Raw genomic sequence first — 25,869 nt, forward strand, 5'->3', positions numbered from 1 at the left:
ATTTGCCAGAATAATGCTACATGGTCACCTGTTCATAATATGAACAGATCTAGCTTTCGGGCCGCGCGTGGCTGTCGGCCCTTTCTCTGATCCTCTGTTTTCAGCATAGAACTAACGCCCAGCGCATTTAGCCCGAGAATATATGAACATCGTCATGAGATGGGGATGCAGATCTCCCAGAATGGACCCTGCGGTAATTCAGCTCCAAACCCTATGAAGAATTCGCTATAGGAGACAGGTTCGAGGCAGTATGGATCAGTTTGTCGTGTTGGGCGTTAGGTGCAAGGGATGATGGGGTTCCTGAGATTTACCCTTGCGATGTTTGTGGTAACCGCGCATCTGACTGAAGGTGTGCGGTTCTTTTCACATTGGGGGGTGTTTGCAGTCTTCGGTTTTTACCTTATCTCCGGCTATCTGATGACCCTGATCCTTCATGAGACATATTCGTTTAGATTTTCGTCGTTTGTGTTGAACAGATTCTTGCGCTTATTCCCGATCTACTATCTTGTGGCAGTTGTTTCGGCATATCTTATCCTGTCTGTACCAGCGTCTGCTGACTTTCTCTCGGTATGGGAAGTTAAATATCGAGCATCAGACTTTTTGGGGAATGGACTAATCTTCCCTTTTGAGTTCTACGATGCGTCTTTCCGCATAGTGCCGTCCACGTGGTCTATAGCCGTCGAGCTAATCAACTACTTTCTGCTTTGGTTGGTTGTTGCACGAAGTCGCTCCTTAGCACTTTCTACCGTATTGCTCACGATAACCTACCACGTCGTTACCCTTGCAGTGGGGATGGACTGGAGTAGCCGATACCGCCCTTTTTATGCAGCGCTTCTCCCATTTTCTCTGGGGGCATGCATTTATTTCTGCCGTGATCAATTAGCGCGCTTGTCGATCTCTACTATTCGATATGTAGCCTTCGGTTCATTCCTGGTTTGGGTCGCGAATCTGATTCTTTGTGGTGTTGTGGCAGGGATGGGGGGGCCTCACTTTGACACCTTCTACTACTGGAACCTGGTCTCCTTGCTAGCTCTTATCTCTTGTCTAACCACTTCATCCCTGAAGTCTCTGTCCCCAAGGTGGGGAAAGATTTTTGGCGACCTGGCGTACCCGGCCTTTCTCACCCACTGGATCATTGGATTCGCCGTAAGTCTTTTCGTGCTAGGGGGGCAGAGGAGGGGTCTAGCGCTACTGGCTCTGTCTGTATTTCCGATACTTGCGGTGTCGTTTGCCCTAGCGTGGTCAGCTGACCGCTGGCTCGAGCCGTTGCGGGACAAGGTGCGAAGAAAAGTGGCTCTGCCCGCTACGGTCAGTTCAGGGCAAAGCAAATTTGAGAGAGTCTTCAGGAAGTCCTTTGGGTGGCTTAGGGTGTCCGGCGTGGACAATTCAGATTGACGGATCGGCGGAATAGTGGTACATCGTCACCTGTTCATATTATGAACAGGATTTGATTGCGGGCTGCAGGTAATCCTCGGCCCTTTTTCTGATTCTTGGTGTTCAGACTATGAACGCCTCGTAGTCATCGGGAATGTGATGAGAAAAGACGACAGCTTTCATCTCTTCCGCATCCTGGACGAACTCTCCAAGAACGGGGAGGTGACCCAGCGGGGGTTGAGCCGGCGGCTCGGGGTGGCCTTGGGATTGACCAATTTGTACGTGAGGCGGCTTGGGAAGAAGGGCCTGATTAAAGTGGTCAACCTCAAAGCGAACCGCCTCCGGTACGAACTGACGCCCAGCGGCATCGCGCAGAAGACCGCGATGGCGTTTCAATACGTTCAGGATTCCTACGTGTTCTACCGCGAGGCGCGACGGACGCTGACCGCAACATTCGAGGCGATGAAGAGGACGGGGGTACGGTCGGTGGTGCTGTATGGAGCAGGGGACCTCGCCGAGATCGCGCTGCTTTCGCTGCAGGAGGCTGATCTCGACCTGACCGGCGTGGTGGGCCTAAAACACCAGGGGCAGTCGCTGTGCGGGAAGCCGGTGGCCGACCCCGCGTCGCTGGCGTCGATTGAATACGACCGGGTAGTGGTGGTAGAGCGCGAGCGAGAAGACGCGATGAAATGTCTGGCGGATCTGGGAGTGGACGGTTCGAAAATCGTTTGCGTGGGAGTGTGAGCAGCAAGCCATGAAATCCCAGGTGATGGGTGTCTGGCACTATCGCCACTTTATTCTCTCCTCCATCCGGAACGAGTTTCGCTCGCGGTTTATCCGCAGCCGCCTTGGCGGGCTGTGGATGATCATTCATCCCCTGGCCCAAGCCGCCATTTTCGCGCTGGTGCTGAGCCAAGTGATGGCCGCGAGGCTACCGGGTATGGCCGGAGACAAGTTTGCTTACGCCGTCTATCTTCTGTCCGGAATACTCGCCTGGTCGTTGTTTTCAGAGGTGATCGGCCGTTGCGTCACCCTATTCATCGACAATGGCAATCTGCTCAAGAAGATCGCGTTTCCCCGAATCAGCCTGCCGTTGATCGTGGCCGGCTCCGCGCTCGTCAACAACCTCCTCTTGTTTCTTGCCATCATCGTCGTCTTCGGTGTGCTGGGCCACGTACCCGGCATCCAGATCGCCTGGGTTCCGCTATTAATGCTGCTCACCTTGGCGCTCGGGCTTGGGGTCGGGATACTGCTCGGCGTGTTCAACGTATTTATCCGCGATGTGGGGCAGGTGGTGCCGGTAGCGCTGCAACTGGGCTTTTGGTTCACCCCCATCATCTATCCTCCGAATGTTGTTCCGGAAGCCCTGCGCCCGATAATGAACCTGAACCCCATGGCTATGGTGGTCCAGAGTTTCCACAAGGCCCTTCTCTTCAACACGTCTCCCGAGTTCGTTAGTCTGGGGGTGGTTCTTCTGGTTACTTTTGCGTTGTTGGGTATGGCGCTCAGCGTTTTTCGGCGTGCCGGTGCCGAAATGGCGGATGTGTTGTGAGCGCTCCGATGATCGAGGTCGAGAACATCGGCAAATCGTTCCGGACGTATTCGAGCCAATGGCACCGCTTCCGAGGGTGGTTCGGAGCGGGTCCTCGGCGATACGCTGATCACTGGGTGTTGCGAAACGTCTCATTTGCAGTCGGGGCGAGCGAATCCATCGGTATCCTCGGCCGTAACGGTGCGGGGAAGAGCACCCTCCTCAAGCTGATCGTCGGGACCCTCGCACCCTCTGAAGGCCACGTGAAGGTCGGGGGCCGCATCAGCGCGATCCTCGAATTGGGGATGGGCTTCAACGCCGAATTCACCGCCCGCCAAAATGTCCTGTATGGATGTGGACTGTTGGGCTACAACCGGGACGAAATCGAGTCGGCGATGCCGGAAATCGAACGCTTCGCCGATATCGGTGAGTATTTTGATCAACCCCTACGCACCTCCTCCAGCGGCATGCAGATGCGGGTAGCGTTCGCGGCCGCTACCGCGTTTCGCCCGGACGTGCTGATCGTGGACGAAGCTCTTTCGGTGGGCGATCTCTTTTTTCAAGCAAAGTGTTTCGAGCGGATCGGCGAGATGAAGGCGTCTGGTACCACGCTGCTCTATGTGTCACATGCGGCGGGAGATATTGCGAAACATTGCGAGCGTGCCCTGTTCATCAAGGAGGGCAGGCTCCTCATGGATGGGCCGGCACGTGAGGTCTCAAATGTGTACCTGGACGATCTCTTCGGAAAGAGCGCGCCCCACCAAAGAACCGTACGATCAGCTCAGGCTGCTAACGAAACACGGTTTGCCGCAGATAACGTCGAGCGCTTCCACACGCGGCCTTTTTACCGAAAAGACGAGCATCGGTGGGGTGTTGGCGGGGGACGTGTTCTCGATTTCTTGGTCGAGGTCGATGGCGAAGCATTTCCTTCCGCTATCTATTCACATCAAAGGATGCGAGTCTCGTTTAAGGTTCATTCTGAGCAGGAACTCGCGAAGCCCATATACGGGTTGCTGATCAAGACGATCGAGGGGATCTACGTCTACGGTACCAACTCCAAATTTGCGCAACCAGGAGTGACCCCGTCGTCCGTACCTGCGGGCGATAACCGGGTGGTGTCGTTCGAATTTCCCATGATGTTGAACACTGGGGCTTACCTGATTTCCCTGGGAGTCTCGAATGAGGATGACAGCGGGCAGGTCGTGCCCATCGATCGGCGGTATGACTCTGTCCTGATAACGGTGACGAACGGGCAGCAGGGATCGGGGCTTGTCGATCTTGCAGCCCAATTTGAATGCCACAAGGCCGCATGAGCATCGAGCATCGCCAGTCCATTCCCTCGCTCGTAGCAGCACTGCCGGAGGTATATCAACCCATTTATGGCCATCCGGAAATATCGTGGTCGGCCTCGCGCGAATGCGGTGACCGCCTAAACGAAATCGTAGCGGTATATGAGGCGTTGTCGGCAAACCACCGGCGACCTCTGCGTGTGCTGGATCTCGGCTGCGCACAGGGATTCATCAGCCTTAGCCTGGCCGCACAAGGCGCTGTCGTGGTCGGAATCGACAACCTGGCGGCCAATGTCGCCGTCTGCAACGCGTTGCGTGAGGCGAATCCGACGTTTGATGTTCAGTTTCGCGAGGCCGCGATCGAGTCCACGATCGAACACCTGAACCCCGGGGAGTTCGACCTGGTGCTCGGGCTCAGTGTGCTTCATCATCTGTGTCACCGGTACGGTAAAGACAGAGTTCGCGAATGGACGACCGCCTTGACCGCAAAGGCTGAAATCGCGGTGTTTGAACTTGGCGTCGCGAGTGAGCCGCTCGACTGGGCGAAATCCTTGCCTGAAGACGAGCGATATCTACTCGACGGCGTTCCGTTTGTCCATGAGCTGTCACGTTTTCCGACCCATCTGTCCGAGATTATGCGGCCGCTCTATGTGTGCAGTAGCCGGTATTGGTATTTGGATGGAAAGCTGGGTGCGTTTGCCAAATGGACAACCAGCTCCCATTCCCTCGCCGGAGAGGCTCACGAGGGGACGCGCCGGTACTTCTTTGGCGAAGGGCAACTCGCGAAGGTATTTCGGCTGACTGGACGGCTAGCCAAACCAAATCGCGATGAAATTGAGCAGGAGGCCGAGTTCCTGGATTCCCCTCCGCCCGGGTTTCCACGCGCGCCGTCATTGTTTACCAAAGGCACCACCGACCGTGAGGCCTGGCTCGCCAGAGAGGCCCTGGGCGGCGATCTGTTGATTGATCTGATACGCGGGCAGGTCGCCTACGACAGCAGGGCAATCTTGCTGGACGTGCTGGATCAATTGTGTGCTTTGGAGGAAGTTGGGCTCTATCACAGAGACGTCAGGGTCTGGAACGTCATCGTGGGGCCGGACGGCAGAGCCTCGCTCATTGATTTCGGTGCCATATCCAAGAAACGGGAAGATTGCATTTGGCCAAGCGATGTGATCCTTTCGTTTGTTATTTTCGTCCGAGACGTTTCTGCACGGAGTGTTGATCGTGCTTTTCCACGGCAGCCATTCATCAGCCCATATAACTTGCCAGACCCGTTCAATAGGTGGATTTTGAGCGTGTGGCATCAGCCAGTGGCTGTCTGGAGTTTCAAGCTGCTCAGAGAGAGTCTGCAAAACCTCCCGGATCGTTCTGATCAGCCGGATATCATTGGCGAAGCACAAGCTCTGTGGATACAAGCCATTGAGCGGCATCTTGATGGACTGGGTTCGTACGCCAGCCGTACTCAGATGGTGAGCAGCGACCTAGCCAATCAGCTTTCTCAGGTGCGCACTCAGATCGAAACGCTGCGCCAAGACCTAGCTGCGCAACTGCATGCGCAGCAACATGCGCAGGCGCTTGCCGATGCACGCCTGCAGGAGCTCCAAGCAATCTACTCCAGCCGTTCGTGGCGCATGACGGCGCCACTCCGTCAGGGAGCGGTATTCGCCAGGCGCTGGGTGGGCCGCATCGCCAATGTCGAATGGACCGTAGGCAGACTTCCGCGGCGTTGGGCGGGTTACACTGCAATCCGTCGTATCGGCGGGATAGTGCTTCGGCCCTTCCGAAGAGTTCGGCATCGCGTCAAACGGGTCGCACCGGCTGTCGACACAAGAACCCGCATAGGACAGGCAGTCCCGGGTGCCGCACCTACTCCATCGGAGTCTGAGATCGCACCGGCCATTAACACTATTCGACATCGGATCGTGGAGCAATTGGATAGCTATGTCGCTTGGCAGGAGAGTCATCCCGTCAGTACGCTGGAAAGAAAGCTCTGGGAAGATGGTCTGCGCATCGACGCCACGGTGTATCCGGTGGGCGCGTTGCGAAGACTACCGGAGGCCTATCTGTTTGAGGCTCTCAGCATCCTGTTATTTAAACGCCCCCTCGAAAAGATGCCGATGATCAGTGCTCTTGGGAAGCTCCGTCTCCGGAGGGGGCTGATACTCGTGTTGTGCACCGTTCTACCAGGCCGCCGCGCACGGATTTCCGGGCTGTACAGGCGAGTGATTCGCGATGTCTTGTCGGTGAGCCCGCCCATACTGGCGTTTGCCAGAAGGATCTATTTCCGGGTCCGATGAGCCTCATGCCGATGTTTTCACACTTTTCCGGGCGCATCGTGCAGGTGATTGAAGGGCTGGATCTCCATGACGCCGTGTCCAACCATGTCCTGAGTCTCGACCGGACTCTTCGTGAGGACTACGGGCTCAGGACCGAGATTTTCGCAGGAGGTTCGCATCCAGAGAGAGAGCAATACGTTCGGCATATTGCCTTACTGGAGCTGGACGAGCGGGATATCGTGATTTATCACTACTCCGGCTACGCGGAGCACACGGCGGAGAAGGTCGCGAGCCAGAAGGCGATCAAGATCCTTCACTATCACAACATTACACCGCACGAGTTCTTCCGGCCAGGCAGTCACCTGTACCAACACTGTCGCGAGGGGCGCCGGCAGCTCGTCGACCTTCTTGACCGATTCGATCTCTTTACCGGTGATAGCCAGTACAACATCGATGAACTGATTTCCCTCGGCATCTCGAAGGACAAGACGCAAGTGCTTCGAATTGTTCTCGACACTACCATGGCCGAGCGCCAGGTCTCGCAGCCGGCGCCTCGCAATGTGCTGTTCGTAGGCCGAATTGCGGAGAACAAGAGGCAGGATCGGATCGTGGAGGTCTATTCACGTCTGCTGAAAGCCGGACACCAGCTCGGGAAGCTGGTATTGGTTGGCAGATACGATTCCGGCAGCCCGTTCTACAAGAGATTAATGGAAACTGTTCGAACGTTGGATTTGCAGGATCGTGTCGAGGTCATGGGGAGGATTGGACAGTCCGAGCTTAATGAGCAGTATGCGAATGCGGGGCTGTTTCTTTCGATGAGCGAGCATGAAGGATTCGGCGTTCCGCTGCTCGAGGCGTGCCGCCACGATATCCCTGTCTTGGCGCTCGCCCGCACGGCTGTTCCGGAGACCCTTCAGCACTCACCCGGCCTCTTTGAGACCGACGCGGAGCTTGTACAACTCGTGGCCCGGATCGAGAAGGACCCGTCGTTTCGGGAGGCGCTCCTTGCACACCAACGAGCAGTACTCGCGAGCTATAACAATGAAGTCCACAATCAGCTTGCGAGACTGCTGAATCGTCTGATCCCGCAACCGGACACGTACACGAGCGTCAGTATTGTCATCTGTACCTACAACCGTGGAGATCTGCTCGATCGGGCGCTGGACTATTTGCAGCGTCAGCACGACCCGCGCTGTGAGGTCGTGGTGGTGGACGGCCCCTCGACCGACAACACCGGCGAGGTCATCGACAAATGGCGTCACCGCATCAAGGTCGCCAAGAACTCAGAACGCAACCTGTCGATCTCTCGAAATATTGGGATTCGACTCGCTGCGGGCGATATCGTTGCGTTTATCGATGACGACGCGTTGCCGTTCGGTGACTGGGTCGGAGCTCTGCTTGCTGAATACAACTCCGTGCCCCGCGCCGTTGGTGGTATCGGTGGCGTGACATATCTTGCGGGCTCTCTGGAGTTCCAGGCAGAGGACATAGTCGTTGACTCATACGGCCGAGCCACGCTGAATCCCACTCGTGACGAGACACTGCGATCTGACAGGTTTCGCACGCAGCTTGGGACGAACTCATCGTTCAAGAGGAAAGTCTTGCTAGAAATCGGCGGGTTCGATGAGGAATATGACTATTTCTTGGATGAATCTGATGTATGCATGCGAGTTCTTCGCGCTGGTTACCGGCTGGTTTGTTCGCCTCAACTGTTCATTCGACATGAGTTTGCACAGAGTGACAACCGGATCAATAAGTACCGTTATAACTGGTACTCCATCTGCAAGAACACGGCCTATTTCGCTCTCCGCTTTAACACCGGGAACCCGACCGACATCATTTCTGCAGTTCGAGAGCAAATCGCGCAGGATCGCGTCGCGAAACTCACAGAGGGGCTGAAGAGAGGAGTGGTCGCGCAGGACGACTTTGACGCAATGGGCCGCGACATTTGGCGCGGAGTGGAAGATGGCATTAGGCACGCGGCAGGCCCACGCCATCTGTTGCACGACGCCGATTCGCCAAGCGCTTTTCTGCACTATCATACGGAAGCACGCGTTTTCACACCGCTGCACGTCATGCTGGTCACGAAGGAGTTCCCGCCCTTTACCCCAAGCGGCGGGGTAGGGACGCTGTTTTATCACTTGGCCAGCGAGCTCTTGCTGATGGGGCATCGCGTCAGCGTGATCGCTCAGGGGCCTGAAGAGAGTAGGCATCAACGAGGGCGCTTCACGCTGCATCGGATACCTGCGGTCTCAACGAGCACCTTTGGCAGTGACAGCGCTGTTGTTGAGGGAAGTCTCAATTGGTCGATGCGTGTGGCGGAGATGCTCCTCGAGATACACCGTCGCGATCCCATATCGGTGATCGACACGTGCGTGTGGGACTACGAGATGTACGCGTTTGCGGCCTACCGACCGCGGGTAGACATTCCGTTGGTCGTTCGACTTGTCACGCCGTTTGCGGTGGCCTGTGAGAGCAATGGTTGGAAGTTCACCGAGCGCGAAAAGGACCTTGTGTGTGAGCTGGAGCGTGGGTTGATCGACATGGCGGACTGCGTCATCCCGATCAGCGACTCGATCAAGGAGACGTTCACGAAAGTCTACGGGCTCAACCCTGATAAGCGCTGGCACACGGTACCCGCGGGTCTGGCCTATTGGCCATCGTTCGAAGTCGATAAGGACTATGCCGAGATTGCCCATCTACCAGAACTTGCCGTCGCCAAGGAGAGCGGCAAGTTTATCTTTCTATTTCTGGGGCGCCTTGAGCCTCGCAAAGGGATCGATGTGTTCCTTTCTGCTGTCCAGCATTTCGTGGAACGACATCCGATGCGTGATGACTGTCTCTTTGTCGTGGCCGGTAAGGATTGCATGCGACTGAGCGAGCGGTTGCACGAGTATCTCGACCGAGCGGCGAGAGCGCGCGTGCTGTTCACGGGCGAGCTATCGCTGGGCGATCGTGACAAGGTCTACAGTGCCGCCGATGTGGTGGTGTTTCCCTCGCGGTATGAGTCCTTTGGGCTCGTGCCACTCGAAGCATTTGTGCATGGCAAGCCGGTGATTGGCGCTAATGCGGGCGCCATACCTGAAGTGGTGCAACATGATCGCTCCGGCCTTCTCTTTGAGGACGGAGATCCGGGAGCCTTGGCGGATTGTCTTGAACGCCTATTGGATGATCGAGCGTTGTGCCGCCGTCTCGGGCAAGGCGCGAGGCATCGCATCCGGGAGTTGTCTTCGGCGAAGATGGCGCTGAGAAGCGAAGAGGTTTATCGCCTAGCAAGAGAGCGAACGTTTTATCGACAATATCACAACGTAACAATAAACGAGATAACCAAGGACAGTTCTCCAATATCTATTGATGAGAAATCATTGAGTTGGTTAGATGTTCCTCGCAAGGATTTCATTGATTACGTGATACATCGAGATCCATTACCATTTGACGAGGTTCCGCCTGACGATAATCAGTACATAAAGAAGCCGACATTCATGATAACCCAGATGCACCGTTTGTGGTTGACGGCGCGAATAATTGATAGCCACTTAGAGAAGAGAGAGAATGGTGTCTTTTTAGACGTAGGCGCATTTCCATTTTCGATGGCGATAATTCTCAGAGAGTATCTGAAATATAAGGGAAGAATTACGGCAACGATCAATTTGCCTCTTCGCGAGTCATGGAAAAGTGAATTAGACAGAAGAGCGATCCACGTTCTCTATGCGAACCTTGACCCGTATGTAAGGGCAACCGATGAAGACGAGAACGTCGAGGAAATGGTCAATGGCATTGAATTAGAAAGTGAGTCGGTGGATTTCATCAATTGTTCTCATGTAATTGAACATTTATATCATCCCTTGGAGATGCTGAAGGAGATGTATAGAGTGCTAAAAGTAGGAGGGAAGCTGCTAGTTTCCTCTGACAATGCTCTTATGCTTAACACACTATTACATCTCTGGTCGCTCAGTGACTTTCTGCATGAGCCTGTGGAGGGGACAGCGGCGATGTCGTTCGGCTTTTGGAGAGGACATAACAGATTTTTCACAGAAAAAGATACAGGGACCATGCTCAAAAAGGTTGGGTTCAGGATCATCGAGAATCATTTTTATGAAGTGTTGTACAACTCGTTCTGTGAGGACTACTTTCGCCATCCAATAGTGACAATACCTAGGTGGAGGGCAGATATCCTAACTCGAATTCCGGAACACCGGAACGAACTAATTGTAGTTGCTGCAAAATGAAGGCCGCGATTGGTATGTTAGGACGTCTTATGGCTTCGTCGTTATAAAGAGTCATTAAGCTCTCTCTTTCGGCGCTTTGGGTGGTGGTGCGTCACCCAGTGACGCAGGTCAGTGACTCGGGCAGACCTGGTGGACCACTAAGACGAATGCCGATTGGAAATACACCGCGGCATCATTGGGCGAGGCGATAGGAAAGGCGTGAGTCATGTCTGAATGGCGTAATGACGTATTGAAGACCAGAGTTGACCATGTATTCGAAAAGATTAAGACGATTCCAAGTGATCTCAGATCGGGGCGATGCTTAGACATTGGGTGCGGAATGGGTGGTGGTGTCATTGCCGCATTGAAGCACGGCGCTTCACTGTCCGTAGGTATCGACCGGAATCTGAATGAGTTTCAACATGATATGAATTTTGCGAGGTTTGGAGAGGCCTGTAATTTCTTTCAGGTCAATGCCGACCAAGCAGTGATGATCCAGGCCGACGTCTTTAAGTGTGATGTCTTTCGTGGCTATTTTGACTACTGTATCCTTGTCGACACAATTGAGCATGTCCCAAATCAGCGTGAATTTATTCGCTACGCATACAGATCCCTCAAGCCGGGAGGGGTCCTGCTAGTAGATACGTGTCCTTTGTACTATAGCCCGGTCGGACATCACCTATGGCAATGGTTCCCAAAGGAATCGGATCCGTGGGCGCATTTACGCTCAGACTTCGATGAGCGTTTGAAAGCGAAAGGAGTTGACCAATGGACAATCGAGCGTTATCGGCAACTAAACCGGGTGACATACTCAGAAGTGATAGACATGGTCTCAGAAGCTGGGTTTACTGTTGTGAGGACAAATCAGCAAGCGCCGCGTAGTGAAATGGTGAGTCTTTATGAGAAATATGGCGCTTTGATTGATGTCGAAATCCCTGTTCCGAAGGACTGTCTATTCCAGGACTGGATAGAGGTTGTGGCGAGGAAAGACGGGTGGTTAAAGCGTCTAACAAAAAGGCTCGGCCGTCGGGTGAGGAGGATAGCGGGCCGGTCTTGAAAGGTTAAGGAGGAATCGGGACAAGTGTTATGAACGGGAAGGCGCTCAGTAGAACTGTAATCTCACATGCCCGTAAGGCAGTACGAAGCCGTTACGTGCCTGCTCGGATTAGGGCGCTGTTAGTTTCGTTGGGGAGGTGGGCGCTGGGCATCCGGGTGTTCACCACGCTTGACGAGCTTGACGAGATGTTTCGAGTGCTTGAGCAGGCTGCGGCAGTCTCTGATGATGAGCTCAGGTCGAAATTTAAAATGTTTTGCATGGAAGTCGATACAGACGTTCCCAAGGATCCGTATTCTCGGGAATATCGAGATAGGCAATTTGAGTTATACGCACACATTGCGGGGAAAGCCTATTCTGTCCACAACGAAGTGTGTGCGTTCGACGTCGATAAGGCGGTAATTCGGCCATTCCCTTACTACACAGAAAGCACGGAGACGGTCGGCCATCACTTGATGGCGATAGGGAACATCATTCGTCTCATGAAACTGGAAAGGGGATCAAAGATCGTTGAATTCGGGGCGGGTTGGGGTAATGCAACATTGGCGCTCGCCACGATGGGCTTTGAAGTGACGGCTGTTGATATCGAGAAGCGGTTCTGCGAGCTGGTCAGCAAACGCGCCAAGCAGTCTGGTGTCAATGTGAATGTTGTCAATGCGGACTTTTCATGGATTGAGAAGATGGCGGAGCCGGCAGATGCCATCCTGTTCTTCGAATGCTTCCACCATGCGTCGGACCATCTTGCCCTGTTGGGGGCATTGAGTAAGGCTACAAAAGGAGATGCACGAGTCTATTTCGCGGCCGAACCGATTGTTCCGGATTTTCCGATTCCATGGGGGCTCCGGCTTGACGGCGAGTCTCTTTGGGCGATTAGAAAGAACGGCTGGTTGGAGCTTGGATTCAACGAGAGATATTTCGTGAGGACTCTGGAATCACTTGGGTGGAGCGTGCGGAAGCATGTAGTGGACGGGATTCCCTGGAGTACGGTGTTTGAGGCAAGAAAGAACGTGTCCGAGAGCAAATCAAACACCACTCGCGCCACTGACAAAGAGACCTGTTGTACTCATGGCAGTCCTCTGGCACCTGTTGAGACGCCATATCTTCCTGAGCGGATGGTGAAGGTCAACGGCCGAATTAGCTACGCACATGGCCTCGAGGGAGATTTCTTGGTGTTGAATACAGACACGGGTGTATCAAGGGCGATTTGTGACAAGGGGACGTGGGCCGCTGAAGACGTGGCGCTCTTCAAGCGGTTGATCAAGCCTGGAATGTATGTGGCCGATATTGGCGCTAACTTAGGGCATCACGCCGTAGTCTTCTCGAAACTGGTTGGCCCGGAGGGAAAGGTCGTCGCTTTTGAGCCACAGCGGCTCATGTTTCAATTGTTAGGTGCCAATCTAGCCCTAAATGGGTGCACCAATGTGGATGCTCGTCAGTGTGCTGTGGGTGAGCAGCGGGGCTGGATCAAGCTGTGGCCTGTTGATTATAAGAAGCCTGCCAACTTTGGCGGTCTCGGTGTTGGCCGTCATCAAGGCGAGCTGTCCTTCGACCATGCCGGGGAGGATGTTGAGTGTCTGACCAGCGATGAATTGCTGCTACCTATGAGGCATATTGAGTTCATCAAAATCGATGTTCAATCCTACGAGATATACGTATTACGTGGCGCAGCGGAACTACTTAGAGAATTCAAACCGATACTTTTCCTGGAGGTCTCGCCCCACTGGATGCAGCGCACAGGGTATGATTATCGCGAGATTTATCAATTTCTCTGGGAACGCGGTTATAAGATATACGAGCCTCATAGGTCATTGACGAAACCCGTAGGGATAAGGGAGTGGAGTGGCGATGAGAATGAGGACTGGGATTTGTTGGCTTCGACCACCTCTGTCAGTTAGGGGTTTTTGAATATTGCAAGACAACAGGCTCCAGGTCCTGTGAAGAGAAGGGAAGCGAACGTGGCATGTCAGGGAGAGGTACGATGAAACGAACGGCGCTCATTACCGGCATCACGGGTCAGGACGGGTCGTACCTTGCCGAATTGCTGCTCGGGAAAGGCTACGACGTCGCTGGGATGGTTCGGCGATCCAGTGTTGAAAACTTCGAGCGGATCGATCATATCAAGGACCAGACGCGCCTCATTCAGGGGGATTTGACGGATCAGTCGTCGTTGGATGAGGCGATTGAGGGCATCCAGCCCGATGAGGTCTACAATCTCGCTGCGCAATCATTCGTCCCGACATCCTGGAACCAGCCCACCTTGACCGGTGAAGTGACGGCCATGGGCGCCACGAGGATTCTTGAGGCCGTCCGGAAGCATAAGCCTGATGCGAGGATGTACCAGGCGTCCAGTAGTGAAATGTTTGGAAAGGTCCGCGAAGTTCCTCAAAATGAAAAGACCCCGTTCTATCCCAGAAGTCCTTACGGCGTCTCCAAAGCCTATGCGCACTACATCACGGTCAACTACCGGGAAAGCTATAACCTCTTTGCGGTCTCCGGGATTCTCTTTAACCACGAGTCGCCTCGCCGTGGTCTTGAATTCGTCTCGAGAAAGGTGACCGACGCGGTTGCGCGGATCAAACTGGGCCTCCTGAAAGAGCTGAGGATGGGCAATCTTGACGCCAAGCGGGACTGGGGCTTTGCCGGGGATTATGTGGATGCCATGTGGAGGATGCTCCAGCGGGACACGCCCGAGGATTACGTGATCGCGACCGGGCGGACGCACGCGGTGCGGGATATCCTTCGCGTGGCCTTTGGGGCGGTTGGACTTAACTGGGAGGACCACGTTGTGATCGATCCCGCGCTCATCCGCCCGGCCGAGGTCGATTTGTTGATCGGCGACGCCTCCAAGGCCAAGCAGACGCTCGGTTGGGAACCCACGGTCTCGTTCGAGCAATTAATCGAGATGATGGTGCAGGCCGACCTCAAACGGATCAAGAAGGCTCTGGTGTGAGGGTTCTGATCACTGGCGTCAACGGCTTCGCCGGGAGCCATCTTGCCGAGCATCTGCTGGGAGAGGGATACGACGTTGCCGGGACGGTGCTCCACGCCGGTCACGTCGAGTCCATCGCGGCGCTTCGGGATCACCTGCGTCTCTATGAGGCGGACGTGACCCGGCCCGAGACCCTGGGCGACGCGATCGCCAAGGAGCGGCCCGAGCAGGTCTACCACCTGGCGGGCGTCGCCTTTGTCAAGGACTCCTGGACGGATCCCGAAGGCACGTATCGCACGAATTTTCTCGGCACGTTCCACCTGTACGAGGCTCTCGCGCGATCCGAGATCGAGGCGCGGGTGCTCTTCGCGAGCTCCGCCGAGGTCTACGGGGCCGTTCAGGGCTCGGAGCTGCTGGGAGAAACGTTCCCCCCGCGGCCGATCACGCCTTACGCGGTGAGCAAAGCCGCGGCCGAGCTGTTGGGTGTTCAGTATGGCGCGTCGGGACGGATCAGCGTGTTATGCGCCCGCGCGTTCAATCACATCGGGCCGCGACAGGATCCACGGTTCGTGTGTGCGAATTTTGCCCGCCAGATCGCGGAAATCGAGGCGGGAAGGCAGCCGCCGGTCATCCACGTTGGCAACTTGGACGTGGCGCGCGATTTCACCGACGTGAGGGACATTGCGAGGGCGTACCGGCTCATCATGGAGCACGGCCGGCCGGGCGAGGTCTACAATGTGTGCTCCGGAGAGGCGTGCTCGATCCAGACGATCTTGGACCGGCTTCTCGGGTTCGCGAACATCCCCATTCGGGTGGAGGTGGACCCCTCGCGCGTGCGACCCGTGGATATTCCGGTGTTGCGAGGTGATCCGTCGAAACTCGAGGGGCTGGGCTGGCGCAGGACCATTCCGCTCGACCAATCGCTGAGGGATATCATCGCGGATGCGAGGGCGCGTCTCGCGGGGGCGCGGTGACGGATCGGTCCCCTGTTCCGGCAGAAGAATGAAGATTGCGATCGATGTGCACAAGATTGCGGGGCGGCGCAGCGGGATCGGGCAGTACACGGATCACATCGTTGGCTGCCTGGTCAAGCAGCACCAGGGTCATCGGTACTTTCTGTGCCATTACGGATTGCACCCTTCTGCAGTGGGTCGCTGGATACAGGGTGGGGATGTTGCGGCCTGGGAACATGCGCGTGCGCGTGGGTTCACCGGGGTCGGATTTCCCTTTCGGAAAGTGGCAAGGATGTATTCATCCGCCTGCACGAGGGTTGTGATGCGGCGCACCCCGGTGGACCTGTTTTGGGGACCGAACTACCGCACGTTGGTTGGCCCGGCATTCAAGACCGCCGTGACGATCCACGACATGGCCCATCACCACTATCCGCAGTATTTCCCCCGGTCTGTCCTGTTCTACCTGAAGCATCGGCTGCGAGGGGTGGCCGCTCGCTCTCACCTGATTCTGACCGACTCCGAGCACTCTCGCCGCGATATCGTCAATTATCTGGGTCAGAAACCTGAAAAGGTTGTGGTCGCCTATCCCGGGGTCGACCGGAGTTTCCGCCCTCTATCCGATCCCGAGACACAAGCCGCAGTCAGGACTCGGTATCACCTCCCGGAGCGGTTCCTGCTGTTTCTCGGCACGCTGGAGCCGCGGAAGAACCTCGTGGGGTTGCTCAAGGCGTTCGCGCGAGCGCGCGAGCGGGGCCTCGACGCACCGCTCGTGCTCGCCGGCGATCCCGGCTGGATGTACCGCGACGTGTTTCGGACGATTCGGAGTGAGGGACTTGAGAAAGCTGTGATCACTACTGGCTATGTCCGGGACGAGGACCGCCCGGCGCTGTATTCGATGGCCGAGGTGTTCGTCTACCCCAGTTTCTACGAGGGGTTTGGGCTGCCGGTCCTCGAGGCCATGGCGTGCGGGACCCCGGTCATCACCTCGCGGGTCTCCTCGCTTCCCGAGGTCGGCGGCGAGGCGGTCAGGTACGTCGATCCGATGTCGACCGGCGACATCGCGTCGGCAATTCTGGAATTGTGGCAGAGCGACTCGCTGCGTCAGACGCTCCGTGAACGAGGATTGAAACAGGCCGCAGGGTTCACTTGGGATGCGTGCGCCCGGACGATCCTGAGTGCCTTTGAGGGCGTGGTCTACGGAGTCGTGCGATGAGCCGACCCTCGGTTCTCGGTGAATTGAGAAATCCCGTTTGGGATGCTACGCTCAAGGCGTTCGTTGGGCGCTGAGTCTTGTTCGGTTGCGTCGGTGAGTATGGAGGTCGTGGACGATGCGTGATTTGGTCGCCAAACGAGTGTTGGTAACAGGCGGGGCGGGCTTCATCGGCTCGCACTTGTGCGCGCGGTTGCTGGCCGACGGCGCCGAGGTGTTGTGCGCGGACAACTTCTATACCGGCCGCCGCGCGAACGTTGCGCACTTGCTCGACAACCCGCGATTCGAACTCGTCCGCCACGACGTTTGCTTCCCGCTCTACGTCGAGGTGGACGAGATCTACAACCTGGCGTGTCCGGCGTCACCGATCCACTATCAGCACGACCCGGTGCAGACCACCAAGACCTCGGTCCACGGCATGATCAATATGCTCGGCCTGGCCAAGCGCGTGAAGGCCAAGATTCTCCAGGCGTCCACGTCCGAGGTCTACGGCGACCCTGATATCCATCCGCAGACCGAGGGTTACTGGGGGCGCGTGAACCCGATCGGGCTGCGGGCGTGTTACGACGAGGGCAAGCGGTGCGCCGAGACATTGTGCTTCGACTACTATCGCCAGCACCGGCTGCGGATCAAAGTGGCCAGAATCTTCAATACCTATGGTCCCAGGATGCATCCTCACGACGGGCGCGTGGTGTCCAATTTCATCATGCAGGTGCTGGAAGGACGTGACGTGACGGTCTACGGGAACGGGAGCCAATCACGGAGCTTCTGCTACGTGGACGACCTCGTCGAAGGACTGATCCGCCTGATGGCGAGCCCCGATGACGTCGTCGGTCCGATCAATCTCGGGAATCCGAACGAATTCACCATGCTGCAACTCGCGGAGCGGGTGATCGCGCTCACGGGCGCAAAGGCTAAGATCGTGTTCCAGCCCCTGCCTGCCGACGATCCCAAGCAGCGGTGCCCGGATATCTCCGTGGCCAAGCACATGTTGGGGTGGGAGCCGACTGTGGGACTCGATGCGGGACTTCGCCAAACCATTGCCTACTTCACAGAACTGCTGAAGGCGGGTGGTCGGTGAAGGGGTTGTATCGCAAGGCCCGCGCGGGCGAGATCAAGCAGTTCACGGGCGTGAGCGATCCCTACGAAGAGCCCTTCGAGGAAGGTCATCCGGAAGCTGGAGGAACTGGGCTGGCTGGGACGGTAACGCTTGGCTGACGGGATCATGGTGTCGCGTGAGGCGACAGGGGAATGCCCAAGCGCGTGGCAGCCGCGGCGAGTCGCTCGTCGTAGCTGGCGAGCGAGATGTTCGCGCGCTGATTGCGCAGGAAGACCATGGATGCCAGGTGCAGGGCGTCGAGCGTCCGAACGACGAACGGATACGGTTCGAGGGCTCTGGCCAGAACCGGGGGAGCCAGTTCAAGGAATGCGATCCGACTCAGGAGGTTTCTGGCGTGGTCGCCGTGGGATTGGCCCAGATGTTTGGCGTGGATGCGGGTCCAGACTTCGTATTCCAACAGCCGACTGGACACCAGTGGTTCGCGCCACAAGGCCTCGGGGGGGTAGCGGTCTTCGGCCAGAATCTGCGCGAGGGCAACGGACGTGTCGAGGTAAATCAACGGTCTCTGCGGTCTTCCGCGAGTTCGTCGAGCAGTTCGCGAAGCGGCGCCACGGGCGCCCGAGGCGGGGGGCCTTCCGCGACCAGCGTCGGCGCCGTCAACCATCCCTTTCGTACGGCGTCGGCCAACAGGGCGTCGGTGAGTAACTCGCTTCTGCCGGGTCGCGGCGGGACCAACTCTGCGACCACGCGATCCCGATCGGTCACGAGGATCTCTTCACCACCAGCCGCCAGACGGACGTATTCGCTCAGTCGATTTTTGAGGACCTTGAGCCCGACGGCACGCATGCGTATAAAGTAGCGTCCGGAAGCTACCAATGTCAAGTGCGCGGTTTTCCGTCATGAATACTCGGTGATGCCGTTGGTAGCCTGACCGCGATGCGCATCCTGATCGTCTCCATGTCGTTCCCGCTGCCTCCCAAATCCGGGGGGCGGCTGCGCGTGTTCAACCTGCTCAAACACCTCGCTTCGCGCCATCGCGTCACGCTGCTCACGCTCGCGGACTCGGCCGAGGACGTGGCCACACATATCCCGGACCTGGAGCGGCTGGGCGCTCGGGTCATCGTGGTTCCGTGGCGCCCCGGACCCGGGGCCTTGGCTGGACGGGTCATCCGGAACGCCGCCTGGCTCGGGGTCCTGCCGCTCAGTGTGCTCAACAAGCGCAGCCCGGCGCTTGCCAAGGCGCTGCACGAGCTGCTGCAACGCGAGTCGTTCGACGTGGTGCAGATCGAGTGGATCCAGATGGCCCAACACGTCCACGACAGTGACTGGCCGCTGCTCGCGCGGCGGGGGGTGCTGGTCGAGCACGACGTGGCCTGGCTGCCGTTGCAGCGCCGGGTCGCTGTGGCACGGGGGATCGGGCGGTGGTTCTGGGCCCGCGAAGCGCGTTTGATGCGCGCCTATGAAGAGGCGGTGTGGCGGCGGTTTGCGGCTGTTGTGACCATGTCTGACCAAGACGCCCAACACGTGCGGCCGGTCACGGATCGGGTGAACGTGGTGCCCAACGGCGTGGACGTGGCGCACTACGCGGAGTGCGTGGAGGCGAAAAGGGACGACCGGACTCTGTTGTTCGTGGGCTGGTTTCGGCACGATCCCAACGTGGACGCGCTGCGGTATTTCTTGGAGTCAATCTACCCCCGCCTCGCCGAGCGCCATCCCGACGTCACATTGCGGGTCGTAGGCAGCCACCTGCCGCGCGCCGTCGAACGGTTGGCCTCGCGTCGGCCGTCGGTCGAGTTGTCCGGATACGTCGAGGACGTGCGACCGGTGCTGGCGCGGGCCGCGGTGAGCGTGGTCCCGCTGCGCGTGGGCGGAGGGACCCGGCTGAAGATCCTGGAGTCCATGGCCGCGGGCACGCCGGTCGTGACCACGTCGATCGGGTGTGAGGGGTTGGACGTGGAAGCGGGCCGACACCTGCTGGTGGAGGATTCACCGGAGGGGTTCGCCGGGTGCGTCTCGGACCTGCTAACCGACGAAGGCGCACGGCGACGCCTGGCGCGGGAGGCTCGATCACTGGTGGAGTCGCAGTACGACTGGTCACGGTCGGCTCAAGAATTGGAGCGAGTGTATGAGGCAGTGTCGGGGAGTGGTTAGCCGGTTTACCGGTCCGCCGGTTCGCCGGTTCGCCGGTTCAGGAGCATCGAGCACCCCAGTGTGTCCCTCTTTAACCGGCCAACCGGTCCGTTTGATTTTTATTGGTCGATAGATTAGCCTTCACCACCATGCACGATCGGGATACACGTCCGGGGGCGTCGCTCATCATCCCGGTGCACAACGAGGCGATGAACATCGCGGACCTGGTCAAGCGCGCCCGGGCCGCGCTCGCGCCCGACGATGAAGTCCTGGTGGTGGACGACGGCTCGACCGACAACAGCGGGCAGTTGGCGCGCGACGCCGGGGCACGAGTTGTCAGCCACCCCTACCGGATGGGCAACGGCGCCGCGATCAAGACGGGGATCCGTCAAGCCCGCGGCGGCGTCCTGGTGATGATGGACGGGGACGGCCAGCACAACCCCGCCGACATCCCGCGCCTGCTGGCCCAAATCGGGCCCTACGACATGGTGGTAGGCGCGCGCGCCGGCGAGTCCCAGAGCGACGTGCACCGCTGGCTCGGGAACCGATTCTACAACGTGTTCGCCTCCTACCTCACCGGCCGAAAGATTCTGGATACCACGTCGGGGTTCCGGGCGATCAAGGCGGGCTTGGCCAAGCGATTCGTGTATCTGTTGCCGAATGCGTTCTCGTATCCGACCACGCTGACCATGGCCACGATCCGCGCGGGTCACAGCGTCACGTTCGTGCCCATCGTGACCGCACGGCGCAAGGGCGAGAGCAAATTGCACCCCATCCGCGACGGATTCCGGTTTTTGGTCATCATGTTCAAGATCTCCACGCTCTATTCCCCGATCAAAGTGTTCCTGCCCGTCAGCGCCGTATTTTTCCTGACCGGCTTGTGTTATTACTTCTACACCTTCCTCGAATTCCGCCGCTTTACCAACATGTCCGCCCTGCTGTTCATCAACGCGGTGATCATCTTCCTGATGGGCCTGGTGTCGGAGCAGATCGCGCAGATGCGGTTTGAGCATAGCGAACGCATGGACCAGCACGACTCGGAACCGTGAGTCATGAAATCCCCCCCTCCCCCCCTTTTTCAAAGGGGGGTAATGGGTAGCCGCTGACCAGAGGTCCTTCAAGGACCGTCAAGTCCCCCCCCTTTAACAAAGGGGGGAGGGGGGGATTTGCTGACCTTGCCCCGCTTAACGTCTGTTACTTCGGCACCTACTCGTCTGGCGAAGGTTATCCCGTCAATCGCGTTCTCATCGAAGGGCTGCGGAGGGCCGGGGCCGTGGTCTGGGAGTGCCGGGCCTCAATGACGGGGGACGAGGGGCCGGCCGCAGCGGAGCGATGGAAGGCGGCGCGGGGTCCGCTGGCGTGGCCCTGGCTCGGGGCGCGGTGGGCCTGGGCGTGGGCGCGGTTGATGTTTCGGTTCCTGATCGGTCCTCGTACCGACATCGTTATCGTCGGGTATCCGGGCCATGTGGACGTGTTACTCGCGAGCCTCCTCACACGGCGGCCGGTGGTCCTCAACGCCCTCTTGTCTCTGCACGACACCGTGGTTAACGACCGCAAACTGCTCGCCGAACGGTCTCTCGGCGCCCGTATCCTGCACGCGCTGGACCGGCTCGCGTGCCGCGTCGCGGACCTCGTGCTGTTGGATACCCAGGCGCACATCGACTACTTCCGCGCGGAGTTCGGGTTGCCCGCGGAGCGGTTTTATCGGGTGTGGGTCGGGTCCGTGCGCGAGGGGCGACTGGTCGCCCCTCGCGCGTCCGGGACGCCGCATCGCGCATTGTTCGTCGGGACCTTCATTCCGCTCCACGGCGTCGGAGCGATCCTCGATGCCGCGACGCGGCTCGAACAATCCGACACGCGAGTCACGGTTCGTTTGATCGGGCGCGGGCAGGAGCTTGCGGCCATCGCGGAGCGGATCCGGCAATCACGCCTCTCCGGCGTCGAGCTGGTCGATAGCTGGATCAGAGGGGAGGATTACGAGCGAGAGCTGGCCGAGGCCGATATATGCCTGGGCATCTTCGGCGCCACGGCCAAGGCGCAACGCGTGATCCCCTCCAAGGTCTACGACGCGCTGGCCGCGGGCCGCCCCATCATTACCGCCGACACCCCGGCGATCCGCGAGCTGCTGACCCACGGCCAGGATGCGTGGCTGTGCCCGGCCCACGACGGCGCCGCGCTGGCCGAGGCTATTCTCACATTGGCCCGAGACGAAACGCTTCGCGGGTGTCTGGCCCGCGGTGCGCGCCGCACCTACGAGACGCGGTGTTCGCCGGAGGTGATTGGGAGGGACGTGGTGGCGAGATTGGAAGGGCTGGTTAGGGAAAAAGGCGTTATCCGATGAACGTTGTTCGTTGTCCGGTCAACCGACAACCGACAACGAATTTCGAACTACTTCAACGCCTTGACGTCCTTCAGCACCTGATTGTGGTGATCGTCGACTTTGACCTTGGGGTAGATCTTGGCGATCTTGCCCTGTTTGTCGATCAGGAACGTGGTGCGCTCGATGCCCCAGTATTCCTTGCCGTACATCTGTTTGAGCTTGTACACGCCGTACGCTTTGGAGGCGGTTTGGGTCTCATCGCTCAGCAAGGGGAACGACAGGGAGAACTTGTCGCTGAACTTTCGGTGTGAGTTCAGGTTGTCGAGGCTCACGCCGAGAATCGCCGCGCCCGCTTTTTCATAGTCCTTCGAGGTATCCCGGAACCCGCACGCCTCGACCGTGCATCCCGGCGTGTCGTCTTTGGGGTAAAAATAGAGCACCACCGCCTGTTTCCCCCGGAACTCCTTGAGCGAGATCGTCTTGCCGGTGCTGGCCGGAAGCGAAAACTCCGGAGCGGAATCACCCTCTTTGAGCGGCTGGTCGGTCCGTGTCCCCATGGCTATTTCTTCTCCTCTTTGGTCACGGTGACCTTCTTGCTCGCCTCCCAGGCCGCGGAGTGGTTGGGCGCCTCCAGCGCCCGCAGGGTGGTGGACTCGTCCAGCGCGATGGTGAACGTCACCACCGGGCGGGTGAGCACCGGCGTCAACGTGGCCCGCGCGAGTTCCACCTCGTCGGCATAGAGCGCGATCCACTGGACCGCGTGCTCCGACAACGAGGGGTGCGGAGCCTTGCCCACCGTGATCGTCACCTTGAAGGGTTCGCCCGCCTTCACGGCGTCCGGGGCCTCGATGAGGGGAGTGTGCGCGTCGTTGGCCGTCCGGTTGATCTTGCTGTAAGGGCCTTCGGCCCCCGCCGGTTCCAGCACCGCCGACAGCACCAACGCGCACCACGCGACCACCAGCACTCCCAGCAATCGGATCATCGCGAAACTCCTTTCCTGGATGAACGGATCAAAGCGAGTTTACGAGTTGACGTTTTTGGTGGACGAGGAATTTCCTGCGAGCGTTTCGATGTTGAATCGGAGGACTTCGACGAGACGTTTGGCTTGTTGGGTGGGGCTGGCGGCTTCCAGGAAGAGTTGTTTTTCGACGGAGGTGAAGGGCAGTTCGGAGCAACAGATGTTGAGAAAGGCCGGCTCGTGGACGACGCGTTTGAGAAAGACCTCGATCTGCGAGGCGCGGCCGATGAGCTTGCCGAACTCTCTCACCAGGCCGTGGAGTTGGCACTTGAGCTCCGAGGGCAGCGGACACGGCTCGTCGCCTTCGTGAAACGGCTCGACCCAGGCCTGGCGGTACGGCGCGTCGCAGAACTGTTCGCGGACCGTAAAACGCGTGAGGCCGAACAATGTGATGTTGAACCTCCCGCCGTCCATCTGCTGCACCGCGGTGATTTTCCCCGCGCACCCCACCGAGTGGATCGCCGCGTCGTTGCCGTAATAACGCTCCTCCCACCCGTCCTGGAGCAGGATCATGCCGATGATCCGCTCGCCGTCCAACGCGTCGCGCACCATGGCGCGGTATCGAGGCTCGAAGATGTGCAGGGGCAACGCGACGTGCGGAAAGAAGACCAGATCGGGGAGAGGGAACAGCGGAATGACTTTGGGGAGGGCCATCACCATCGTGTCTCCGACGGAGAGTTGGCGGTACTGTACAAATCGCACCCAAAAAATGTCAAGCTCATGAGCCTGCCGGGAATGGTCATCCGCTGCGTTGCCGCTGCGCATCCGCTGCTCACGTACGACCCAGTACGCTGCGCTGCGGTGCTCGCGGCGCCTTGCGGCTGACGCATTCCTGGCAGGCTCCGCATTCGCGGTCGAACCTCAGATAAGTTGAATTTTAGCACCTCTTCTCCTATACTCCCTGCGCCGACGCGGGCAGCCTGAGGACGAAACAGAGAACTCCTGGCGCGGCACGGACAAGAGCTTGCCGACATTGACAGGTTGCTCAAAAAGCTCCAGCCGCAAGGCCGCAGCGAGGAGGAGACCGGAGCGTACTGGGTCGTACGTGAGGATCTCCGACGAGCGAGAACGCAGCGGATGGACTTTTTCAGCAACCTGCTGAGGTCCGAGATGGATTCCACACTCTCATGGTCTGCCATGAAACGGAAGGTCACCGTAAAGACCGTGCCGGTCTATGCGTTGGCGATCGCGTTGGTGTGGCTGGCCCAGCCCGTGGCGCGGTGGTTCGCGGTCGGCGTGGTGATCGTGGTGCTCGGCGAGGCGATCCGCGTGTGGGCGGCGGGACACCTGTATAAAAACGAACGCGTGGTGACCAGCGGTCCGTACGCTTACGTGAAGAATCCCTTGTACCTCGGCACGTTCCTCATCATGGTGGGCTTGTGCGTGATGGCTTCGAACTATGTCCTATTGGCGATCGGTGTGGCGGTGTTCGTGGCCTACTACGCGCCGTTCAAGCAGCGTCGGGAATCCGACCGGCTGCGGGAGCGGTTCGGGGACGCGTGGGTGCGGTACGACCATGACGTGCCGGCGTACCTGCCGCGCCTGACGCCTTACCCTGCTCGCGAAGACAAGCCCTGGCAATGGGCGGCTTTCATTCGAAACGACGAACACGGCACGGTGCTGGCCGTGATGCTTGGGATCGTGGTGCTGGCCTGGAAGCTCTGGAGCGTCTCGGCCGCATGACGGGGAGCCTGCCCGGGAATGGTCACCTGCGTCGTTGCCGCTGCGCTTCCGCTCCTCACGTACGAACGAAGTACGCTCCGGTGCGGTACTCGCGGCGCCTAGCATCTGACCCATTCCTGGACAGGCTGTGTTGAAGGATGTCGGCCGCGCTATCGCGCGAGGCGATCGCCCTTTCCAGCCCCCGGTACATCCGCCGCGGGCGGCCGTGGCAGCCCGACATTCTGCTGGTGGACCACCAGGGGCGCAGCGTGATCGTGAAGGATTACGCGCCCCGCAAATGGATCTACCGCGTCGGGGTGGGGCTGTATTCGGTCTGGCGCGAAGCAACGATCTATGAATTGCTCGACGGGATTGCCGGTGTTCCACGGTTTGTGGGCCGGATCGACCGCTACGCGTTGGCGACCGAATACATCCCGGGGAAGGGAGCCGGAGAGGCGCAGCCCGGCGAGGTCGGTGACGCGTTTTTCGATCGACTTCACGAGACGGTGGAGGCCGTGCATCGCCGCGGGGTGGCGTTGTGCGATTTGCGGAACATGAACAACGTGTTGATCAGCGATGGCGGCGATCCGTACGTGATCGACTTTGCGGCGGCGATTCGACGGGGCGCCCGCTGGAACCTGTTGCTCAACGGCCTGTTTCGGGTCTTTGTGCAGGACGACCGCTTGGGGGTGATCAAACTCAAGCGACGGTTGGCGCCGTACCTGGTGACCACCGAGGAGTCCAAGCGATACCGCAAGGGGGTGTTCATGCAGTCGCAAGCCATTGCGCTGCGGAACTGGGGACGACGGTGGTTGAAACGGCTGGTGGGGATGAAGGCCGGTTAGCCGAGGGAGA

Annotated in this window: 22 protein-coding genes and 1 pseudogene; 18 read left to right on the forward strand and 5 right to left on the reverse strand. The window is 58.5% G+C overall.

Going from position 1 to position 25,869, the window contains the following annotated elements:
• The first annotated feature begins 288 nt into the window (after nucleotides 1-288).
• From AB1451_08300 to AB1451_08360, 13 genes and pseudogenes are all read left to right on the forward strand, one after another.
• Entirely contained in the window at nucleotides 289-1,395 is a 1,107-nt protein-coding gene (locus AB1451_08300) for an acyltransferase (GenBank protein MEW6682910.1), read from the forward strand.
• A 138-nt stretch (nucleotides 1,396-1,533) separates the two neighbouring features.
• On the forward strand, nucleotides 1,534-2,118 hold the full coding sequence (locus AB1451_08305) for a winged helix-turn-helix transcriptional regulator (GenBank protein MEW6682911.1): 585 nt from the start codon (nucleotides 1,534-1,536) through the stop codon (nucleotides 2,116-2,118).
• A 10-nt stretch (nucleotides 2,119-2,128) separates the two neighbouring features.
• Nucleotides 2,129-2,926 carry an ABC transporter permease gene (locus AB1451_08310; protein MEW6682912.1) on the forward strand — a complete coding sequence of 266 codons (798 nt, stop codon included), beginning with the start codon at nucleotides 2,129-2,131 and terminating at the stop codon, nucleotides 2,924-2,926.
• Between the two features lie 8 nt (nucleotides 2,927-2,934).
• Nucleotides 2,935-4,218, forward strand: a complete 1,284-nt coding sequence (locus AB1451_08315; protein MEW6682913.1) for an ABC transporter ATP-binding protein — start codon at nucleotides 2,935-2,937, stop codon at nucleotides 4,216-4,218.
• Nucleotides 4,215-6,491, forward strand: a complete 2,277-nt coding sequence (locus AB1451_08320; protein MEW6682914.1) for a methyltransferase domain-containing protein — start codon at nucleotides 4,215-4,217, stop codon at nucleotides 6,489-6,491. The genes AB1451_08315 and AB1451_08320 overlap by 4 nt, the downstream gene beginning before the upstream one ends.
• A 5-nt stretch (nucleotides 6,492-6,496) precedes the next feature.
• Entirely contained in the window at nucleotides 6,497-10,699 is a 4,203-nt protein-coding gene (locus tag AB1451_08325; GenBank protein ID MEW6682915.1) for a glycosyltransferase, read from the forward strand.
• 205 nt (nucleotides 10,700-10,904) lie between these two features.
• Nucleotides 10,905-11,735 (forward strand): methyltransferase domain-containing protein, encoded by an 831-nt coding sequence (locus AB1451_08330; protein MEW6682916.1) that lies wholly within the window; start codon nucleotides 10,905-10,907, stop codon nucleotides 11,733-11,735.
• Nucleotides 11,736-11,830: 95 nt separating this feature from the next.
• Entirely contained in the window at nucleotides 11,831-13,627 is a 1,797-nt protein-coding gene (locus tag AB1451_08335) for a class I SAM-dependent methyltransferase (protein ID MEW6682917.1), read from the forward strand.
• Between the two features lie 83 nt (nucleotides 13,628-13,710).
• Entirely contained in the window at nucleotides 13,711-14,682 is a 972-nt protein-coding gene (gene gmd, locus AB1451_08340) for a GDP-mannose 4,6-dehydratase (protein ID MEW6682918.1), read from the forward strand.
• Entirely contained in the window at nucleotides 14,679-15,635 is a 957-nt protein-coding gene (locus AB1451_08345; GenBank protein MEW6682919.1) for a GDP-mannose 4,6-dehydratase, read from the forward strand. The genes gmd and AB1451_08345 overlap by 4 nt, the downstream gene beginning before the upstream one ends.
• 28 nt (nucleotides 15,636-15,663) lie before the next feature.
• Nucleotides 15,664-16,827 carry a glycosyltransferase family 1 protein gene (locus AB1451_08350; protein ID MEW6682920.1) on the forward strand — a complete coding sequence of 388 codons (1,164 nt, stop codon included), beginning with the start codon at nucleotides 15,664-15,666 and terminating at the stop codon, nucleotides 16,825-16,827.
• Between the two features lie 115 nt (nucleotides 16,828-16,942).
• Nucleotides 16,943-17,905, forward strand: a complete 963-nt coding sequence (locus tag AB1451_08355) for a UDP-glucuronic acid decarboxylase family protein (GenBank protein ID MEW6682921.1) — start codon at nucleotides 16,943-16,945, stop codon at nucleotides 17,903-17,905.
• Nucleotides 17,902-17,979: pseudogene (locus tag AB1451_08360) on the forward strand (adenylyl-sulfate kinase). Before AB1451_08355 ends, AB1451_08360 begins: the two are co-directional and overlap by 4 nt.
• Before the next feature lie 68 nt (nucleotides 17,980-18,047).
• Here AB1451_08360 and AB1451_08365 read toward each other — a convergent pair.
• A complete protein-coding gene (locus AB1451_08365) occupies nucleotides 18,048-18,443 on the reverse strand; it encodes a PIN domain-containing protein (GenBank protein MEW6682922.1) in 396 nt (131 codons plus the stop codon).
• On the reverse strand, nucleotides 18,440-18,730 hold the full coding sequence (locus AB1451_08370) for a type II toxin-antitoxin system Phd/YefM family antitoxin (GenBank protein ID MEW6682923.1): 291 nt from the start codon (nucleotides 18,728-18,730) through the stop codon (nucleotides 18,440-18,442). The genes AB1451_08365 and AB1451_08370 overlap by 4 nt, the downstream gene beginning before the upstream one ends.
• Nucleotides 18,731-18,820: 90 nt before the next feature.
• On the opposite strand from AB1451_08370, the gene AB1451_08375 reads away from it, so the two are divergent.
• The 3 genes from AB1451_08375 to AB1451_08385 all read left to right on the forward strand — a co-directional run bounded on the left by AB1451_08375 (nucleotide 18,821) and on the right by AB1451_08385 (nucleotide 22,355).
• Nucleotides 18,821-20,035, forward strand: coding sequence for a glycosyltransferase family 4 protein (locus AB1451_08375; protein ID MEW6682924.1), 1,215 nt, complete (start codon nucleotides 18,821-18,823; stop codon nucleotides 20,033-20,035).
• Nucleotides 20,036-20,163: 128 nt separating this feature from the next.
• Nucleotides 20,164-21,063, forward strand: coding sequence for a glycosyltransferase family 2 protein (locus AB1451_08380; protein MEW6682925.1), 900 nt, complete (start codon nucleotides 20,164-20,166; stop codon nucleotides 21,061-21,063).
• Nucleotides 21,064-21,311: 248 nt separating this feature from the next.
• Nucleotides 21,312-22,355, forward strand: coding sequence for a glycosyltransferase (locus AB1451_08385; GenBank protein ID MEW6682926.1), 1,044 nt, complete (start codon nucleotides 21,312-21,314; stop codon nucleotides 22,353-22,355).
• 47 nt (nucleotides 22,356-22,402) lie between these two features.
• Here the strand turns inward: AB1451_08385 and bcp are convergent, their stop codons facing one another.
• From bcp to AB1451_08400, 3 genes are read right to left on the reverse strand one after another with little or no spacing between them, the layout of a single operon-like run.
• A complete protein-coding gene (gene bcp / locus AB1451_08390; protein ID MEW6682927.1) occupies nucleotides 22,403-22,891 on the reverse strand; it encodes a thioredoxin-dependent thiol peroxidase in 489 nt (162 codons plus the stop codon).
• Nucleotides 22,892-22,893: 2 nt separating this feature from the next.
• Nucleotides 22,894-23,316 (reverse strand): class II SORL domain-containing protein, encoded by a 423-nt coding sequence (locus AB1451_08395; protein ID MEW6682928.1) that lies wholly within the window; start codon nucleotides 23,314-23,316, stop codon nucleotides 22,894-22,896.
• Between the two features lie 39 nt (nucleotides 23,317-23,355).
• Nucleotides 23,356-24,012 (reverse strand): LON peptidase substrate-binding domain-containing protein, encoded by a 657-nt coding sequence (locus AB1451_08400; protein MEW6682929.1) that lies wholly within the window; start codon nucleotides 24,010-24,012, stop codon nucleotides 23,356-23,358.
• A 477-nt stretch (nucleotides 24,013-24,489) separates the two neighbouring features.
• On the opposite strand from AB1451_08400, the gene AB1451_08405 reads away from it, so the two are divergent.
• On the forward strand, nucleotides 24,490-25,035 hold the full coding sequence (locus AB1451_08405) for an isoprenylcysteine carboxylmethyltransferase family protein (protein MEW6682930.1): 546 nt from the start codon (nucleotides 24,490-24,492) through the stop codon (nucleotides 25,033-25,035).
• 137 nt (nucleotides 25,036-25,172) lie between these two features.
• Entirely contained in the window at nucleotides 25,173-25,859 is a 687-nt protein-coding gene (locus tag AB1451_08410; protein MEW6682931.1) for a hypothetical protein, read from the forward strand.
• Nucleotides 25,860-25,869 lie beyond the last annotated feature (10 nt).

The organism is Nitrospirota bacterium (assembly GCA_040757335.1).
In the GTDB taxonomy this organism is placed as follows: Bacteria; Nitrospirota; Nitrospiria; order 2-01-FULL-66-17; family 2-01-FULL-66-17; genus JBFLXB01.